The sequence below is a fragment of the Chryseobacterium camelliae genome (assembly GCF_030818575.1).
GTDB classification, from domain to species: Bacteria; Bacteroidota; Bacteroidia; order Flavobacteriales; family Weeksellaceae; genus Chryseobacterium; species Chryseobacterium camelliae_A.
In genome coordinates this window covers 651,450-669,397 of sequence record NZ_JAUTAL010000001.1, presented here as the reverse complement: position 1 = coordinate 669,397, position 17,948 = coordinate 651,450, and the positions used below count along the sequence as shown (strand labels likewise).

At 39.3% G+C, this 17,948-nt stretch carries 14 protein-coding genes and 1 pseudogene; 6 read left to right on the top strand and 9 right to left on the bottom strand.

Annotation, left to right across the window (positions count from 1 at the left end; genetic code table 11):
• Positions 1-71: 71 nt before the first annotated feature.
• On the top strand, positions 72-2,174 hold the full coding sequence (locus QE404_RS03070) for a S8 family peptidase (RefSeq protein WP_307446326.1): 2,103 nt from the start codon (positions 72-74) through the stop codon (positions 2,172-2,174).
• 73 nt (positions 2,175-2,247) lie between these two features.
• Positions 2,248-4,321 (top strand): annotated as a pseudogene (locus tag QE404_RS03065) (alpha-ketoacid dehydrogenase subunit alpha/beta).
• A gap of 271 nt (positions 4,322-4,592) precedes the next feature.
• Here the strand turns inward: QE404_RS03065 and QE404_RS03060 are convergent.
• Positions 4,593-7,625, bottom strand: coding sequence for a T9SS type A sorting domain-containing protein (locus tag QE404_RS03060; RefSeq protein WP_307446321.1), 3,033 nt, complete (start codon positions 7,623-7,625; stop codon positions 4,593-4,595).
• A 303-nt stretch (positions 7,626-7,928) separates the two neighbouring features.
• Between QE404_RS03060 and QE404_RS03055 the strand changes: the two genes are divergently transcribed.
• On the top strand, positions 7,929-8,963 hold the full coding sequence (locus tag QE404_RS03055) for a bestrophin family protein (protein WP_307446318.1): 1,035 nt from the start codon (positions 7,929-7,931) through the stop codon (positions 8,961-8,963).
• Here the strand turns inward: QE404_RS03055 and QE404_RS03050 are convergent, their stop codons facing one another.
• A complete protein-coding gene (locus QE404_RS03050; protein ID WP_307446315.1) occupies positions 8,964-9,422 on the bottom strand; it encodes an Lrp/AsnC family transcriptional regulator in 459 nt (152 codons plus the stop codon).
• A gap of 145 nt (positions 9,423-9,567) precedes the next feature.
• Between QE404_RS03050 and QE404_RS03045 the strand changes: the two genes are divergently transcribed.
• Positions 9,568-10,794 (top strand): aminotransferase class I/II-fold pyridoxal phosphate-dependent enzyme, encoded by a 1,227-nt coding sequence (locus QE404_RS03045; RefSeq protein ID WP_307446312.1) that lies wholly within the window; start codon positions 9,568-9,570, stop codon positions 10,792-10,794.
• Between the two features lie 122 nt (positions 10,795-10,916).
• On the opposite strand, the gene QE404_RS03040 is transcribed toward QE404_RS03045, so the two are convergent.
• The 3 genes from QE404_RS03040 to QE404_RS03030 all read right to left on the bottom strand — a co-directional run bounded on the left by QE404_RS03040 (position 10,917) and on the right by QE404_RS03030 (position 13,709).
• Positions 10,917-11,924, bottom strand: coding sequence for a glycosyltransferase (locus tag QE404_RS03040; RefSeq protein ID WP_307446309.1), 1,008 nt, complete (start codon positions 11,922-11,924; stop codon positions 10,917-10,919).
• Between the two features lie 128 nt (positions 11,925-12,052).
• A complete protein-coding gene (locus tag QE404_RS03035) occupies positions 12,053-12,454 on the bottom strand; it encodes a branched-chain amino acid ABC transporter substrate-binding protein (protein WP_307446306.1) in 402 nt (133 codons plus the stop codon).
• A 94-nt stretch (positions 12,455-12,548) separates the two neighbouring features.
• A complete protein-coding gene (locus QE404_RS03030; protein ID WP_307446302.1) occupies positions 12,549-13,709 on the bottom strand; it encodes a THUMP domain-containing class I SAM-dependent RNA methyltransferase in 1,161 nt (386 codons plus the stop codon).
• Between the two features lie 136 nt (positions 13,710-13,845).
• Here QE404_RS03030 and QE404_RS03025 point away from each other — a divergent pair, with 136 nt between their 5' ends.
• The gene (locus QE404_RS03025; protein WP_307446300.1) at positions 13,846-14,574 is read left to right on the top strand and encodes an SAM-dependent methyltransferase; all 729 of its coding nucleotides are present in this window, start codon (positions 13,846-13,848) and stop codon (positions 14,572-14,574) included.
• Complete coding sequence (locus QE404_RS03020; RefSeq protein ID WP_307453332.1) at positions 14,574-15,287, top strand: ZIP family metal transporter; 714 nt, start codon at positions 14,574-14,576, stop codon at positions 15,285-15,287. Before QE404_RS03025 ends, QE404_RS03020 begins: the two co-directional genes overlap by 1 nt.
• Before the next feature lie 80 nt (positions 15,288-15,367).
• Here QE404_RS03020 and QE404_RS03015 read toward each other — a convergent pair whose 3' ends face one another.
• The 4 genes from QE404_RS03015 to QE404_RS03000 are packed head-to-tail and all read right to left on the bottom strand — an operon-like array spanning position 15,368 to position 17,842.
• Entirely contained in the window at positions 15,368-16,753 is a 1,386-nt protein-coding gene (locus QE404_RS03015; protein WP_307446297.1) for an OmpP1/FadL family transporter, read from the bottom strand.
• Between the two features lie 50 nt (positions 16,754-16,803).
• On the bottom strand, positions 16,804-17,037 hold the full coding sequence (locus QE404_RS03010) for a hypothetical protein (RefSeq protein ID WP_307453706.1): 234 nt from the start codon (positions 17,035-17,037) through the stop codon (positions 16,804-16,806).
• Positions 17,007-17,336, bottom strand: coding sequence for a hypothetical protein (locus QE404_RS03005; protein WP_307453704.1), 330 nt, complete (start codon positions 17,334-17,336; stop codon positions 17,007-17,009). The genes QE404_RS03010 and QE404_RS03005 overlap by 31 nt, the downstream gene beginning before the upstream one ends.
• Positions 17,333-17,842 carry a hypothetical protein gene (locus QE404_RS03000; RefSeq protein ID WP_307453702.1) on the bottom strand — a complete coding sequence of 170 codons (510 nt, stop codon included), beginning with the start codon at positions 17,840-17,842 and terminating at the stop codon, positions 17,333-17,335. The genes QE404_RS03005 and QE404_RS03000 overlap by 4 nt, the downstream gene beginning before the upstream one ends.
• Between the last annotated feature and the right edge of the window lie 106 nt (positions 17,843-17,948).

Sequence of the window (17,948 nt, the reverse complement as noted above, 5' to 3'; positions counted from 1 at the left end):
CTATTTAAATAATTTAACGAATATTATATATATTTGCTGTGGTACCTTTTATTAAAATTTATGAGCTTATTATGAAAAAACACGTACTTTTGGTCAGCATATTATCAATTACCCTGATTAATGCGCAAAAAAACAGCGAAAACCTTACGCAGGTATTTGAACAGCAAAAAAAAGAAAATAATAAAAAATTTGATGCTTATATAGCAAAAGCCTACAGCAGAGACAGAAGCGCTTCTACGCAAAAAGAGATTGATTCACTCAGGTCACGTTTAGCAGGCTTTAACTTCGGTGTTCCTTATTTCCTACAGGAAGAAGATACAAGACAGCTTCAGAACTCTAATTCTGACCTATTGAATACTTCAGGAAATATTTCCGGATTAACCGGTGCTTTTAATGGAGAAGGAATTAAATACACTATTTTTGATGGCGGAAGAATATATGCAGCACATACGGCATTCAATAATGCCACAGGAAGAATTACCAATAAAGAAGCCAACACCCAGAGCTATTCCGATCATTCAACAGGTGTGGGAAGCTTCGTTGGTGGTAAAGATACCCCGCTGTATAGTAATAATGTACTTGTAGGAAATGCAAAAGGTGTAGCTATCAATTCTACTATGGACAGCTATATGTTTAGCACTACTACATTACCTGGCAATACCTCGACGAGCAATGTATTCCAAAAAATAGTTATTGCGCAACCTAATATTTCAAACCACTCATATGGTGTTAATTCAGGATGGACTGTAAATTATGACAATAGTGGTAATATTACTTCTTACGTATATAACGGTTCAAAAAGTGGTAATACATTTTATGATTATCAGGGTACCTACAATACCAACGATTACAATTACGATGCTCTAGTTTATAATAATCCGTCCTATATTATCGTAAAATCAGCCGGAAATTACTTTGATATGGGTCCTGGGCCTGACACTACAACGCCTAAATATTATAATTCATCAAACGGAGCAGTTGCATTTACTGCGAATGATACAGTACCTCCTAATAACTGTTCTCTTGGATATGACTGTATAGGGACAGGTTCACTCGCCAAAAATATCATTGTTGTTGGAGCGACAGATATTATAGCGACAAATAACTACCGATATACTAGTGCTTCAGATGTTGTGCATTCAAGTTACAGTAGCGCGGGCCCTAGAGATGATGGCGGGATTAAACCGGATATTTCAACTGTGGGTACAGATGTATACTATGCTTCAACAACAGCTACAGGCAGCAATGCGTGGGCAGGAGGTAGCGGAACATCTTTTTCTGCCCCTGTAGTGACCGGTATCATCGGTTTGTGGACTCAAATAAACAAACAATTATTTAACAATGCATTGTTGAGTGCTTCTTCAGCAAAAGTTCTTACCATCCATTCAGCATCAGAAGCGGGGAATGTAGGGCCAGATCCATGGTTCGGATGGGGATTTATCAATGCAAAGAAAGGAGCAGAATTATTAGTAGGCAAATCCAATAATACAGTAATTTTCACTGATGAAACGCTTACCAGTGGCGTAAAAAATAGTAAGACTGTTAAAGCATCTGGGAGCGAGCCGCTAAAAGTTACAATTAGCTGGCTGGATCCTAAATATACTCCGAATTATCAGTTTGTATCTGATGTTTATAACAACAGAACATCGAAGTTAATCAATGATATCGACTTGAGAATCATAGATACAACCAACAATACGATTTACTATCCATGGAAACTGAACGCGGACAGCCCTTTAACCCCTGCTACCAAAGCAGACAACACAGTTGACAATGTAGAGCAGGTAGTCATTGACGCTCCTGTAGCAGGAAGGAATTACAGAATTGAAGTAACCAACAAAGGAACTCTCGTCAATGATTCCGGTACGGCAGCACCTCAGAATTACTCTATCATGGTCACGGGCTACTCTCAACAGGTATTAGGAACTACAGATCTTTCAAAAGACAACGGAATCGTTATAGCACCAACAATAACGAAAGACTTTGTAAAAGTATTGAAAGCTCCGAAACAGTCCACCTTTAATGTGTATGACCTGTCCGGTAAGAAACTACAGAGCGGAAAAATCAACAGCGCTGAAGAAAGCATCAATTTAGCTTCCTATACCAAGGGAATTTACATTGTTGAAGTTAAAAGCGGTACTGATGTGATTTCCAAAAAGGTGATCAAGGAATAAAAAATATTCATATAAAAGATGCAAAACACTAACGATCGTTAGTGTTTTGTTTTTTTATGTATATTTGCTTCCTATGGAAAATACACTTCACGAAAAAGTTTCTCAGGATATATTGCTTAAGGCTTACAACCATATGATGCTTGCCAAAGCAATGGCTGATATCTATGAAGAAAACAGGAATGTCTGTAAATATGTCCACAGTACTTCAAGAGGTCATGAAGCCATACAATTGGCTACCGCCTACCAATTAACAAAAGAGGACTGGGTTTCTCCTTACTACAGGGACGAAAGCATTCTTTTAGGGATCGGGTTTGAACCTTACCAGCTCATGCTTCAGTTACTGGCAAAATCAGATGACCCTTTTTCAGGAGGAAGATCGTATTATTCCCACCCTTCCAGCAGGGCTGAAGACAAACCTAAAATGATACACCAGAGTTCAGCAACCGGAATGCAGACCATCCCAACCACCGGTGTGGCTCAGGGAATCAAATACATCCAGGAATTTGAACTGCAGAACTATGATCATAATCCGGTAGTTGTATGCAGCCTCGGTGATAATTCAGTGACAGAAGGTGAAGTAAGTGAAGCCTTACAGTTTGCGGCTTTACACCAGCTTCCCATTATCTTCCTTGTACAGGATAACGAATGGGGAATTTCCGTAACCAAAGAAGAAGCCAGGACCTGTGATGCCTATGATTTTGTCGCAGGGTTCGTAGGCCTCAACAGAATGCGCGTAGATGGCACCGACTTTATTGAAAGTTTCGAAGTCATGAAAAAAGCATTCGATTTTGTAAGAACAGAGCGTAAGCCTTTGGTGGTTTGCGCCAAAACGGTTTTAATCGGGCACCACACTTCAGGAGTAAGAAGAGAATTTTACCGTGATGAAGATGACCTTACCAAACACAGAGCAAAAGATCCGGGAGAAATTCTGAAGAAACAGCTTTTAGAAGCAGGAATTGAAGAAGAACAATTAAACCATATTATTCAGAAGACCAGACAAAAGGCAGAGGAAGATTTTGAAAAGGCTAAAAATGCAGAAGACCCGAAACCCGAAACGGTCATGCAGCATGTTTTTGCCCCTACTCCGGTTACTGAGGAAACAGGAACCCGTGAACCTGAGGGCGGAGAAAAGATTGTGATGGTTGATGCAGCTATCCATGCCATTCAGGAGCTGATGTGGAAACACCCTGAAGCACTGCTGTACGGGCAGGATGTGGGAGAAAGGATCGGAGGTGTTTTCCGTGAGACTGTTACGTTAGGAAAAAAATTCGGTAAAAGCAGGGTTTTTAACACCCCTATCCAGGAAGCTTATATCATCGGCTCTACGGCAGGAATGAGCGCTGTTGGTCTAAAACCCATTGTTGAAGTACAGTTTGCTGACTATATTTACCCGGGCATCAACCAGCTTATTACAGAAATCTCAAAATCCAATTATCTGAGTAACGGAAAATTCCCGGTAAGCAACATTATCCGTGTACCGATCGGTGCATACGGCGGTGGCGGTCCTTATCACAGCGGAAGCGTGGAAAGCATACTGGCTAATATCAAGGGAATAAAAATCGCGTATCCAAGCAATGCAGCTGATTTCAAAGGCCTTTTAAAAGCTGCATATTATGACCCTAACCCGGTGATCATGCTGGAGCATAAAGGACTCTACTGGAGTAAAGTCCCGGGAACAGAAGATGCTAAGACCATAGAGCCTGCCGAAGATTACATCCTTCCGTTCGGAAAGAGGGAAAGTTGTGGTTAATGCAGACCAGGAGGAAACAGACAAGGGAAGGACAGTATTGGTCGTTACTTACGGGATGGGCGTTTACTGGGCCAAAGAAGCAGCAAAAAACTTTGCTGGCCGTGTAGAAGTCATTGATTTAAGAACCTTACTCCCTCTGGATGAAACACTTGTATTTGAAAGAGTAAAAGAACACGGAAAGTGCATTGTCCTTACAGAAGAACAGCTGAACAATTCATTTGCGGAAGCCTTTGCACACAGAATTGCAAAAAATTGCTTCAGGCACCTGGATGCTCCGGTTGAAACCATGGGAGCACTCGATCTTCCCGCAGTTCCAATCAATCTGATTTTAGAAAAAGAAATGCTGCCCAACGCTGAAAAACTCAGCAGAAAGATTGAAGAAATGCTGCGATATTAGCATTTCTTCAATCTTTCTGCTATTAGTCGTCCCGGGATAGTTTGATATACAATTAAACAATATGTAATCCAGAGAAACTCTTTACTTCGGATTTTTATGGCCTTTATCCTGAATTTCCTTATTAAGACTTAGATGTAGCCTTTTGTATTATAAATACTCCGTAATCTCTCTGAGTCCGTTTTTAAGATAAGTCGCTTAAGTATCAACTTATTTCAAGACAAGACATAATAATAAAAAAGCCTTTCAATTGATTTGAAAGGCTTTTTTATTATTATTTTTTAATCACTTTCTTGATAATAGTTCCTTTTTCTGTTTGAATTTTCAACAGATAAACTCCAGTCATCTGAGGATTAATATCTAATGTTATTTTAGAATTATTGATCTGAGTTTTATTAAGAATCAAATTTCCACTCATATTATAAAGCTCAACACTTTTAATATAATCATTTTTCGCAGCGACCAAATTAACTTCCGATACAGTAGGATTAGGGAAAATCAGAATCGATAGTTCACTATTTTTATTGCTCCCTATCACTTCATTAATTCCTAAAGTAATCTGGCTTACATCCATAACATATAATTCATTTCCGTAAAAATTAAAATTATCCGAATCCATGAAAGGAGCATTTAAAAATAGCTTGTCATTTAATTTCGCAAGACCATTGATAATTACATTATTAGCTATAGTTCCGTTTGCCTGAATATCCACTTCTTTTATTCCAGAAACTCCATTAGTAATCCAAATTTTATTTTCAGTATATTGCTTATTAAGAAAAAATAAATTATCATTTATGCATTGGCTGCTGTCCTGCATAAAAAGAAATACATTGGGTACAGGGTGCGTATAAATATTATTAAACTGATTATTATTGTAAACCCACATGCTGCTATATCCATAATTACTTGGAACCTGCATAAAATAGACCTTATCCGAACAGCTTGCTATAAAACTCGATGAATATGGATATACCGGATAGGAACCATTTGGAAATTCTACATTAGAAATTTTATGCGTTCCGATAACAGTTCCATCAGAAACGTATGGCGCATGCAATGTAAGATTAGATTGATTCTCTGCGCATGCATAAAAATAAAGTTTATTATTGTGCATTGCTACATTAGTATTGAACCCCGGATTTGAATAGTGAGGATTACTGAAAGCTTTTAGCATGACAGTCCCGTTCATCGTTCCATCTGAAATCCACACCTCATAATTACTTGTCCAATAATCTATTTGATTATAAACTAAGCAAAAGAACTTATTGTCCGTACTTCCTAATACTGAAACGATATTTCTTTTAGCACCAAAATCATGAAAAACGCTTGTATTAGCCTGTGTACCATCAGTGCTCATCAAGACAACCTTATTCAAGGTATTATCATAAGACGTGAAAAAAGTAGTATTATTTAATTTAGCATATTTTTCATTAGATGATACATAAGATGATACAACACTTGTTCCAGCGTCTGTTCCATCTGAAACCCAAAGTTTTTCTCCTGTTCCGTCATTGGCTTTAAACAAAAATTTATTCAATCCTAATTTAAAAAAATAAGGGGTATCGTAGGTAAGACCACTCCCGTTAGGATTAATATCTTTCACCTGATGTGTTCCTGCCGTTGTTCCGTCAGAAACACATAATTCAAGATCAGAACCATTTATTGTACAAGGAAAATAAATTTTATCATTTACCTTAATATTTGGAATATTTTTGACGTATGATGATCCTGAGTTAATCTGAACAGTTATATTTTCATTGATCTTTTTTGTTCCTGCCACAGAACCATCAGACAACATGGGACCTACTCCATATTCATCTGATCCAAAATAAAAAAGTTTGTTATTTAGCTCCTGAGGTGAGTAAAAATACGAACCGCCTGAAGAATTTGCATTTTCATAAATACCTGAAGTACCATTTCCAAAATTGAATTTAAAAATCTCCTGGCCATATTTTTTATTCTTTGCATTAATTAATAAATTATTATCCGGTGTATCCACAATATTTATTTCGAAACCGGAATTATAATCAAATTCTAAATTTTGAATCTTTTTTGAAGACTGGCCGTCAAATGCAAAATATTCCTTATTTGAATTATTATATTTCAAAAAAATCAAGTAATTACTTTCTCCATTATAAGCAGTCGATTTTTTTTCCATACTGGCTGTTGCCAACTCCGGAAATAGATTTGAAAACTTAGCTAAGGAATTCCCGTCATATACAAGTTTTGTGTACTCTGAAGAACTTCCTAAATAACAGTCAAAATAAATTTTATTTTTAAATACAATCATATCATTGATTCCTATATTCCCATAATTAGGAAAAGAACTGGAAGTGATGGTATGGGTTCCGGCTGCTGTCCCATCTGATTTCCATAGGACATTATTATTAGCAAAAACAAGAGAACTATTCTGTAAAAATAAATTGGAATTCGTTCCTGGATTTCCTGGAAGGTTCATAACATCTGTAATAGTATTGGTATTATATTCAAAATATGACAGATAAGAATTATTATTTTTTCTTTTTATAAAGTAAATATGACCATTAAAGTTCACTATATTCCCTACGATTGAAAAATCATCCTGTATACCTGTAAAAACAGGTAATGTACCTACCGTGGTTCCATCTGATTTCCATATTTTCTTTTCCCAGTAAGCGTTAGAACTATAATTAGTAAAATAGAGAGAGTTGGCAGCCTGAGTATAATTTCCTGCAGATAGAGTTGAATTATTATTAAGTGTATTTACAATTTCAGTTCCTGCAGTAGTCTCATCCGAAATCCAGAATTCACTTCTACTCGGGTTTCCAAACATATGATAAATATTAAAAAAAAGTTTGCTATTAAATTTCGTAAACGAAGTAATAACAAAATCAGAAGTCATAAAATTAGGATTTGGAAATTCTTTTATAAGTATTGTTCCTGCATTCGTCCCATTTGTTTTCCATAAACTTAATTTTGAATTCTTTTTAATAAAGAAGTAAGCATTATTATCTATTACAGAAATATACAGTGCTTTTGCCGCATCATAAGTATAAACATTATCTTCGTTTACGTAATTTTTATAGGCTGAGCTTATCTTTATTAATAATTTACTCTTTACACCTTCAGAATCTTTTATAGCAACACCATATTTTGAATTAAAAATCAATCTGTTTCCTGTAATAAAATTCAGATGTGTAGGGTTACTATCGTCTTTAAAATTAGTTTCCAGCAGGTTGGCATTCAGAGTTAAGTTTTGAGCTAATAACACATGGTTTCCCAGTATCCCAAAAAGAATGACCGAGCAAACCATCTTAAGTATTTTCATAGTTTTTTTGTGCAAATATAACCAATAAATTGTACTGATAATAGGAGTTGCTCAAATTCCTGAGATATATTTCATTGTAGAAAATCGTGACTTAAGGCCTGGTTTCGAAATAGTTCATGTTGGTATTTACGCTACTGGTAAAACAGATAAAGAAGATGTTTTTCTTAGTTATAAAGACTAAAGAAACCATAAAATAAAACTTCTTGAAAAAATAAGAGTTTTTTTATTACATTTAAATAAGCATTAGGAAACCCTGTTTGGTATTTCTTTTGTTTATATGCACACCAAATTTCGTACGGCATTATGATCACCACAAAATACGTCAATTACAAACAGGTTTTAAACCTTTCCGGAATCCATCTGATCTGGATTTCTGTTTGGTGCACCCTGATTACAGCACTGTTTTATTTTTTCAACTGGCATTGGATGATCATCCCATGGGTACCCGTAGCACTGATCGGTACCGCGGAAGCTTTCCTGGTAGGCTTTAAAAACAACCAGGCGTATGACAGGCTTTGGGAAGCCCGTAAAATATGGGGTGGGATTGTAAATTCCAGCAGGTCTTTTGCCGCAATGGTTTACGCTTTTGATACTGAACATGAACAGATAGGGATATTTGACCTCGAAAAAAGGAGGAAAACAATTGTCTATCGCCATATCGCATGGCTGTATGCTTTACGTGAACAGCTGCTTGTGCCTACGGAGTGGGAACACATCAAGGCTGAGGAAACAGATCATTTTAAAAACATAGACCATAAGCGGAACAGGCTGATTAAAGCAGGATTTCCCGACTACAGCCGGACGTCGATATTTCTCAACAAATACCTTTCCGAAGAAGAAGCCGGTCTTCAGTCTACTTATAAAAATTTTGCAACCTACCTGATTTCCCAGCAGGCAAAAGATATTAATGAACTGAAAAACGACGGAATCATTTCCGAATTCAACCAGATGCAGCTTCAGACCTGCCTGAATGAATTCTATGGTTTCCAAGGACAGGCGGAAAGAATTAAAAAATTTCCTTCTCCCCGGCAGTTTGCCAGTACAGCATTTATCTTTAATATTCTATTCATCACCCTGCTCCCTTTAGGGTTGGTAAGCGAATTTGCCAAGCTTGGCGACTGGGGTATTTGGGTAAGCATTCCTTTCTGTATCATTGTAGGCTGGATTTACATCATCATGGAACTCGTTGGGGATTATTCCGAGAACCCTTTTGCAGGACTTATGTTTGATATTCCGATGCTTTCCATCTGCCGGACTATAGAAATTGACCTGCTTCAGATGACGGGCGAAACCGAACTTCCTGATCCAATTGCTTCAAAAAACGGCGTATTGGTATAATTAAAGGACTATAGCCGTCGTATTTTTGACTTCAGAGATCATAAATGAGCTGTGGGTACTTGCAATATGCTTCAGAGTAGTCAGCTTTGAAAGCATAAAGTTTCGGTAATCCTGCATATCCCTTACTGCAATCTTCAGGATATAATCATAATCACCGCTTACATGGAAGCATTCAGTTACTTCCTGCAGATTCATGATTTCTTTTTCAAATTGCAACACATATTCTTTTCTGTGCTGGGTTAATTTCACATGGCACAACACAATAAAATCCCGGTTGATTTTGTGCCGGTCAAGAATAGCCACGTATTTTGCAATTACTCCCGCATTTTCCAGTTTGCGGATACGTTCATACACTGCCGTCACCGATAGTCCGAGCTTGTAAGACAGTTCTTTGGTGGTCTGTTTGGAATCCTGCTGAAGAAAAAGAAGCAATTGTCTGTCCGTCTCATCAAACTTCATAGATATTTTTTAGGTTAAAATTTACATTATTCAAATATATTAAACATTTTTTCTAAGCTATTCAATTTTATCCGTTTTATTTTCTGTATTATTAAAATTAGATTGGAATATCTATGGGAATACTGCACCTTTGAAATAAAAAAGTATGGAAAATTTCAATGCAGCTAACGAGATACAGGATCTGCAGTACTTCGGGGAATTCGGGGGAGTCAATCCATCCATTTCAGACAGTTCAACCTATACTTTTCTTTCTGCAAAGACGATGTTTGACACCTTTGAAGGCAATGCAGAAGGATGTTACCTCTATTCGAGGCATTCCTCTCCCATGAACCTTTACCTTTCCCAGGCGCTTGCTAAGCTTGAGAATACAGAAGCGGCCAATGTAACGGCTTCCGGCATGGGTGCCATTACTTCTGTTCTTATGCAGGTATGCAAAAACGGAGACCACATTATTTCCAGCAGGACTATCTACGGAGGTACCTACGCATTCCTGAAAAACTTTTTCCCGGCCTATGGCATACAGACTACGTTTGCAGATATCGGTAATTTTGAGGCAATTGAAAACGCAATACAATCCAACACCAAAGTAATATATTGTGAAAGTGTAAGCAATCCCCTGCTGGAAGTAGCAGACCTGAGGACACTTTCAAAAATCTGTAAGAAATACGGATTAAAACTCATTGTAGACAATACGTTTTCACCGCTTTCCATTTCTCCCAAATTGCTGGGAGCCGATATTGTGATCCACAGTCTTACCAAGTTCATTAACGGAAGCAGCGACACTGTAGGCGGCGTGTATTGCGGGACACAGGAGTTCATTGATGACACCAAAAATGTCAACAGCGGAGCTTGCATGCTGCTGGGACCCACCATGGACAGCCTGCGGTCTTCAAGCATTTTAAAAAACCTCAGGACCCTGCACATCAGGATGAAACAGCATAGCTACAATGCACTTTATCTGGCGGAAAGATTTGAACAGGACGGTCTGAAAGTATCTTATCCCGGTCTTGAATCACACCGCAACCACATGCTGATGAAAAGCATGATGCAACCGGAATACGGCTTTGGTGGTTTACTGACCATCGACGCCGGAACAACTGAAAAAGCCAATGAACTGATGGAACTGATGCAGCAGGAAAATCTGGGCTACCTTGCCGTGAGCTTGGGTTTTTATAAGACCTTATTCTCCTGTTCCGGAAGCTCGACATCATCAGAAATTCCTGAAGAAGAGAGAATTGCCATGGGCATTTCAGACGGGCTTATCCGATTCTCCATCGGGTTGGATCACGATATTGAACGGACATACCAGAAAATGAAGGACTGCATGCTCAAAACAGGTGTCCTCAACCATGAAATCATTTCTATATCCTAATTTTATGTTTTAAAGCTGTTGTGAATGCAACAGCTTTATTTTTTCAGAACAGGGACCTGTTTATAAATCATGAAAAATAATCATTTAAAAGAAATCTGATCATTTTTGAACCACTAAGAAGTTTACTGTTTCTTATGGAAATGCGAAGGGAATGCTTCCTCTGGTTTCATTTTTAAGACATTCAGTAACGTCCATGACTTCAGGAAGCCGTAGCCGTATGAAAACATCTGGATATAGGTAGAAATTACCGCCATACCTGCAATACTGATGTTTCTGGTGACGAACAGCGCATGAAATAGGACCATAAATGTATAAAAGCCATACAAGGTAAGGATGATCCCTTTTCCCATGAAAAAATACTCAAGGAAGCCCATCAGATAACCCAGCAAAAATAGTGTGGGAAAGGCAAAAGAAATTTTCACGTAATCCGGGTGTCTCTGATTAAGGATCGGCCTTGCACAGCCGAACTGGTATACCTGCTTGGAAAACTTACCAAAGTCTACTCTTCGCTTGTGGTAAACCGCTATATCATCAAAAAAGGCAGTGGTATACCCATGTTCCCAAAGTGTCATGGAAAGATCCGGATCCTCCCCTATCCGCATTTCCGAAAACCCGCCTACGGCATCAAAGACTTCTTTTCTTACCCCCATATTAAAGCTTCTGGGCTGGAATTTTGAAACCGACTTTTTATTCCCTCTTATTCCTCCGGTAGTAAATACCGAAGTCATGGAATAGGAAATCGCTTTTTGCATCAGATTAAATCCTTTATGTGCTTTATCTGCCCCGCCAAAAGCTTCACACGGAATCCCCTCAATATCTTTCTTAATGTTCGCAATATAATCTTTTTCTACAATGACATCACTGTCCACAAAAACCAGCCATTCATGCTGAGCCCTGTGTGCACCGTAATTCCTGGACAGCCCGGGTCCGGAATTATCTTTCCTGAAATACCTGATATTCAGCATTTCTTCAAAACGCGAAACAGTAGGCTTCAGATCGATAAAAGAACCGTCATCCACGATAATAACTTCAAACTCATGGTCAGTCTGGTGGGATAATGAATTCAGAAGCTCAAAAAGCTCATCTTTACGGTTGAAAATAGCGACAATAACGGAAAGGGTAGGTTTCAAATCTGAAAATTTTTCAAAATTACTTATTCATGAAGGAATGCGCAAACATGCAGGATGATAATTAAACGGGAAGCATGATAAAATAGTACGCAGGAACACGATCATGAGCATTTTGTGTTTAAACATCCCTAAAGAAACCACCCTGATTTAAAGTATAAGCACCACCCTGATGAAATACAAAACAGCATAAACGATCCACTGAAGAGCAGCCACTGGAAAACATTCGTAAAATAATATTTTCCTACCATATAAAGGATAAAAAACAGAATACACGAAATAGCAATGCCTATAAAACTGATGACCGCCAAAGCCCGGATGTAATGTGCTCCCGGCAAAGGATCTTTAAAGACCAGAACAATCAGTACAGCGGAAATCAAAATAAACCGTATGCTGATGATTTCTTTAATGTACCGCGGTTTCTTCTCTACATACTCTTCATCACGAACAGGCCCGGATGATGATGAAGTATTACCCAGCAAATTCAGGAAATCAGAAAAAAAACTTAAAGCGTCGAAAAAATCAAAAGGCATACGATCAGTTTACAGCAAAAATAAAAAATATTCCATGAGGAATTGATATAAACTTCAGTCCATAAAAAGGCCTTCCCGGAGGAAGGCCATATGATCAGTTTTCAAGCTTGTGAACTTTCTTTGTTCCTTCATACATCTCATACTGCAAAAACCTTGTCTCCAGTTTTCCGTTGAAAAGTTTAATCTTCCTGGATGGTCTGAGACCAATCTTTTTCACGGCTTCCAGGTCTGATGAGATAAGCCATGCCAGTGTATTGGGGTAACTGGTTTTAAAAGTATCCCCTATTTTCTTGTAAAAGTCCTCATCATTAATGGAGATCCGCTCATCATAAGGCGGGTTAAAGACCATCAGCAGAGGGAAAAGGTCTTTTTTGGAATCGAAGAAGTTCTGTTTGCGCACCTCAATTACATCTTCCATTTCCGCGGCTTCTATATTCATTCTGGCTGCATTCAGCATTCTGGCATCAATATCGTAACCCACGATTTTCCCGGTAAATTCGCGCACCCTGTTCACCCTGAATTCTTTAATCTTTGCAAATAATTCGGCATCGTAGTTTTTCCAGTTCTGAAATGCGAATCTTTTTCGGAAAATCTGTGCCGGAAGATCCATCGCGATCATCGCGGCCTCAATCAGCAAAGTTCCCGAACCGCACATCGGATCAAGGAAATTACCTTTCCCGTCCCAACCCGCCAGCTGAAGCATTCCGCTTGCCAGGACTTCATTGATCGGAGCCTCTCCCTGCTCTCTCCGATAGCCTCTTTTAAACAGGGCATCGCCGGAAGAATCCATAGAAATGGTTACGAGCTCCCGGTCGATATGAAGATGGAATTTAATATCCGGATGTTTAGTTTCCACATTCGGACGCCTTTTGAATTTTCCCTGGAAATAATCTACGATAGCATCTTTCATTTTCAGCGTCACAAACTGTGAATGTTTGAATGTTTCGGAATTTACCGTTGAATCAATGGCAAATGACTGTTCCACATCCATAAACTGCTCCCAGTTGAATTTAAAGAGCCTGTCATAAAACTGATGCTGGTTAAATGCCTTGAACTCATAGATCGGGACTAAAATTTTTAAGGCCGTCCTCGCAGAATAATTGATTTTATAAAGAAAACCCAAATCGCCTTCACAATTGACTGCCCGGTTTTTCACTTCCACCTTTCTTCCTCCCAGCTTTTTAATTTCCTCAGCTAAAATCTGCTCAAGCCCGAAAAACGTTTTGATCTGAATCTGTAAATTCTCTGTATTCATATATAAACAATTAAAGGATTTAAAGATTTAAAAACTAAAAGATTACATCTTTAACGGCCTTGCAGAAGACTTCCTTCCGCATTCCAATATTTAAATACTTTGCCTTTAACCGCACAAATTTAGTTATTTTTGTATTATGGAATGGTTTGAATCTTGGTTTGATACCCCTTATTATCATTTGTTATACAGCAACAGAGACTATACCGAAGCAGAAAGCTTCATTACGGCACTCACATCGGAGCTGCAGCTTCCACCGGGATCCAGGATTATAGACCTTGCCTGTGGCAAAGGCAGGCATTCCGTATTCCTGAATAAACTGGGCTATGATGTCTTAGGGCTGGACCTTTCCAGACAGAGCATAGAGCATAATAAACAGTTTGAAAACCAGACTTTGTTATTTGATGTTCATGACATGCGCAACCCCATTGAGGCAGATCCTATGGACGCCGTATTCAATCTTTTTACAAGCTTCGGGTATTTTGAATCGGAACGTGATGATAAAAAGGTATTCAAATCAGTTTATGATGTCCTGAAACCCGGAGGGTTCTTCGTTCTGGACTACCTGAACGAAAGTTTCGTTAAAAATAGTCTTGTTCCGGAATCTGTTGTTAAACGTGGCGATATCGACTTTAAAATTTCTAAGAAAATAGAAGGGAGATATATCATTAAAGACATCCGTTTTGAAACAGACGGGAAACCCTATCATTTTTTTGAGAAAGTAAAACTTCATACCCCTGAAACCATTCTTCTGTACGCTGAAGAATGCGGTTTTGAACGGATTAAGATATGGGGAGATTATCAATTGAATGCATTTGACAGCACCAATTCTCCTCGCTGCATTAATTTATTTAGAAAAAAAGCATGATAACAGTTTTTTTACTGGTTATGAGTGTGATTGCCGGCATATTACTGGGCAAATACTTCGGAAAAAGACAGAAACTCGCTAAAAATCTGTTGATTTTGAGTGCTGGGTTCCTGATTACAGTATGCCTGAATGAGGTATTTCCTCAGGTATATGCCTCAGGCGCAGGAGGCGGACTGGGAATATTTGTGATTGCCGGGGTATTGCTTCAAATGATTCTTGAGGCTCTGACGAAAGGCTTCGAGCATGGCCACCTCCATCATCATAGTGAACATAACATCCTTCCGGTGGCACTAATGGTAGGCTTATTTATCCATGCTTTTATCGAGGGGATTCCTTTAGCCAACGAAAGAGAAACCCTGTCACCATATTTACTGGGCATTGTTTTCCACAACCTTCCTATTTCATTTATTCTGGGGGCTTTCCTATTCAACCGGCACGGCGAATCGAGAAGCACTACATCCTATCCTTCTTTACTGATCATCGCATTATTTGCCCTCGCCTCGCCGCTGGGCATGCTGCTGGGAAATTATTTCAATCCTGACCTTCAGCCTTATTTTCTTGCTGTGGTAGGAGGCATATTCCTGCATATTTCATCTGTGATTATTTTTGAAAGCAATAAGAATCATAATATCGACTGGCTCAAAATCGGATTGGTAATCCTGGGCGTTTCCCTGGCACTGGTGATGCATCTGTTTCATCATCATGCACATTAACGTAAGCCATCAAATATATATAATAAAAAAAGTTCCGGATCTTCTGATCCGGAACTTTTTTCTTTTAATAGTTATTCCAATTAAAACTTCCAGCCGAAAGTGATAAAGAAATTATTTTTTACATTCTTGACATCTGAAACGATGTATGAATCACTGGCAATCAGATTGTTTGAAGAATAATATCCGTCTTCATATGTAGCATTGACCAGACCCCTCATAAACGGATTGGTATATTTTGAAGTTATATTCTGGTAGGAAGCATCAATATAAAAAGACCTGAAATCATATCCGAGACCGAATGACAGAGCATTTCTGTTGTTAAGCATCAGGTTATCATAAGACGCATTGGTGTTTACGGAACCGTCAGTTCTGAATGCGTTTACAGTGAGCGCATCAAAAGGATTGGATGTATAGGCGTATCCTCCTCTCAACCTGAACTGCTTTAGCCTGTATTCAGCCCCTGCTCTTACTTCGGAAACATTCTTGTAATTGTCTTTGAAGAAAGCATTCAGGTCCTCTTCTGCCGCACCGTAAGTCTTATACTTCGGAGTGGTAAGCCCCAGGCTGTAATCCACATTCAGAGAGAAACTTTTATTAGCGATGAACGCTGCACTTACAGTAGCTTTAAGCGGAGAAGTAAACTTCCTGTTTTCTACTGCTGAATCATCTCCATACTGGTCGTCATTATAGAAATTGTAGCCCCGGTCAATATCCCAGAACGTAGGTGTTTCAATGGCTGCTCCCAGACGGAAATTCGGACTTACCTTCCCGATAACCCCTACAGAAGCAGAAAATCCGTTTCCTCGTTCCGAGAACGGCGTATTCTGCTTACTGAAATATTCTGAAGATCCGTTCTGCAAAGAATTAAAAATTGCAGTATCCGACTGGTCAATATTAGCATTGAAGAAATTCAGCCCCATCCCCAGGTAAAGGTTATGATTATAATTGGCTCCTACACCAATGCTGGTTTTAGTCAGGTATCCGTAACGGTCATAGGCATGGCCTCCGAACGATGAACTTCTTGTACCGGCCGCATCAAAGTCATAAACGATATTACTGTTTCCGGGAGTCTGTACATAGTTTTCTATGGACTGGCTTGAAAAATTAACACCGAGGTTCACAAACTTCCACGGACTCTCAGGCCTCATCTGGAATGTCATGACAGCACCAACGTTTCCAAGGTCTCCCTTGTTGATCCGGTACTCAAATGATGAACCTGCCAGTGAGGAAGTATTCTTATTGTTGGTTATTGACAAAGTTCCTGAAATTTCTCCTGAGATCGCCACCCCCAAACCTGCAGGGTTGGTAAGCAAGGAATTTGCATCACCTCCAAGGGCTCCGTTGGAACCGGCCATCGCATTAAACTTAGCAGAACCCACATTAGGAGATCCTGAATAAATTTCTGCAGTATTTCTGATCACAGAAACATCCTGAGCCTGCGCAAAAAATGCTGCAGAAACACTCATTATTACTAAAGACTTTTTTAACATTATTTTTTATAATAGTTATTTATAGATTATCTGCCTCCTCGGAATCCGCCGCCACCGCCGCCGGATCTGAAGCCTCCGCCTCCACCTACGGAACCACCTCTGAAGCCTCCGCCTCCGGAGTTGAAGCCGCCTCCGCTGTTAGAACGGAATCCACCATCATTTCTGTAAGAAGGTGCATTATAGGTAGGATTGTTTCTGTATCCTCCGGACTGATTTCTGAAACCGCCGTTCATATTGCCCTGCTGTCTGAAACCACCCATATTATTGGAATTCCTGAAACCGCCATTGGAAGAATTTCTGAATCCACCGTTAGAATTTCTGAATCCGTTATTGGAATTGGAGTTTCTGAAACCTCCGTTGTTACTTCTGAATCCGGAAGCACCGTTGTATTTATTGAATCCTGTTCCGCTATTGGCACTGTTGATAAATCCTCTGCCGCCGGAGCTGCTTCTTCTGTAAAGAGGTGCATTGTAATAGCCTCCCCAATAGCCGTTACCCCATCCCCAATAAGGATATCCGTAACCATAGCCATAGTAGCCTCCGCCCCAGTAAGGGTCATATCCCCAAAATGGAGAATATCCGAAGCTCCAGTACGGGTTGTATCCCCATGAACCTCCCCAGCCCCAAGGACAGACCTAAGCCCATACCCCAGCCCCAGCCTCTGTTCATGCCCCAGTAAGGGCTGTAACCACCGTACCATCCCCAAGGATAGCCCCAGCCGCCCCATGAATTATCATAATAATTCATTTCTGTTCCGGCAAATGACCCCCAGTCTGAATCAGTGGCAGTTCCATTCCAGGAATTGCCGCTCCAGGCGTTGTACTTTTGGTCCTGAGCTTTGGAATTCATCTCTGCATTCTGGATAACATTGGAATCATCTTCATAGTAATCGTAGTATTCACCTACCCTGTTGCCTTCGCTGTTTATAATTACACCTTCTGGCAATGTATCTTTATTAGGGTCATAATATACCCCGTCTGTCTCACTGTAGCCTCCCATCTGTGCTCCGCAGGAAACCAGCAACAGTGCGCCCGAAACAGCCAAAACACCTTTGGATTTCAGCATGCCAAGCAATTTTTTATGTATATTTCCTTTCATGATAACGAAAAAATTTTCAATTTAAATTATATTTGCAAATGGTACCAAAAATATACCAAACAACGGCAATAAA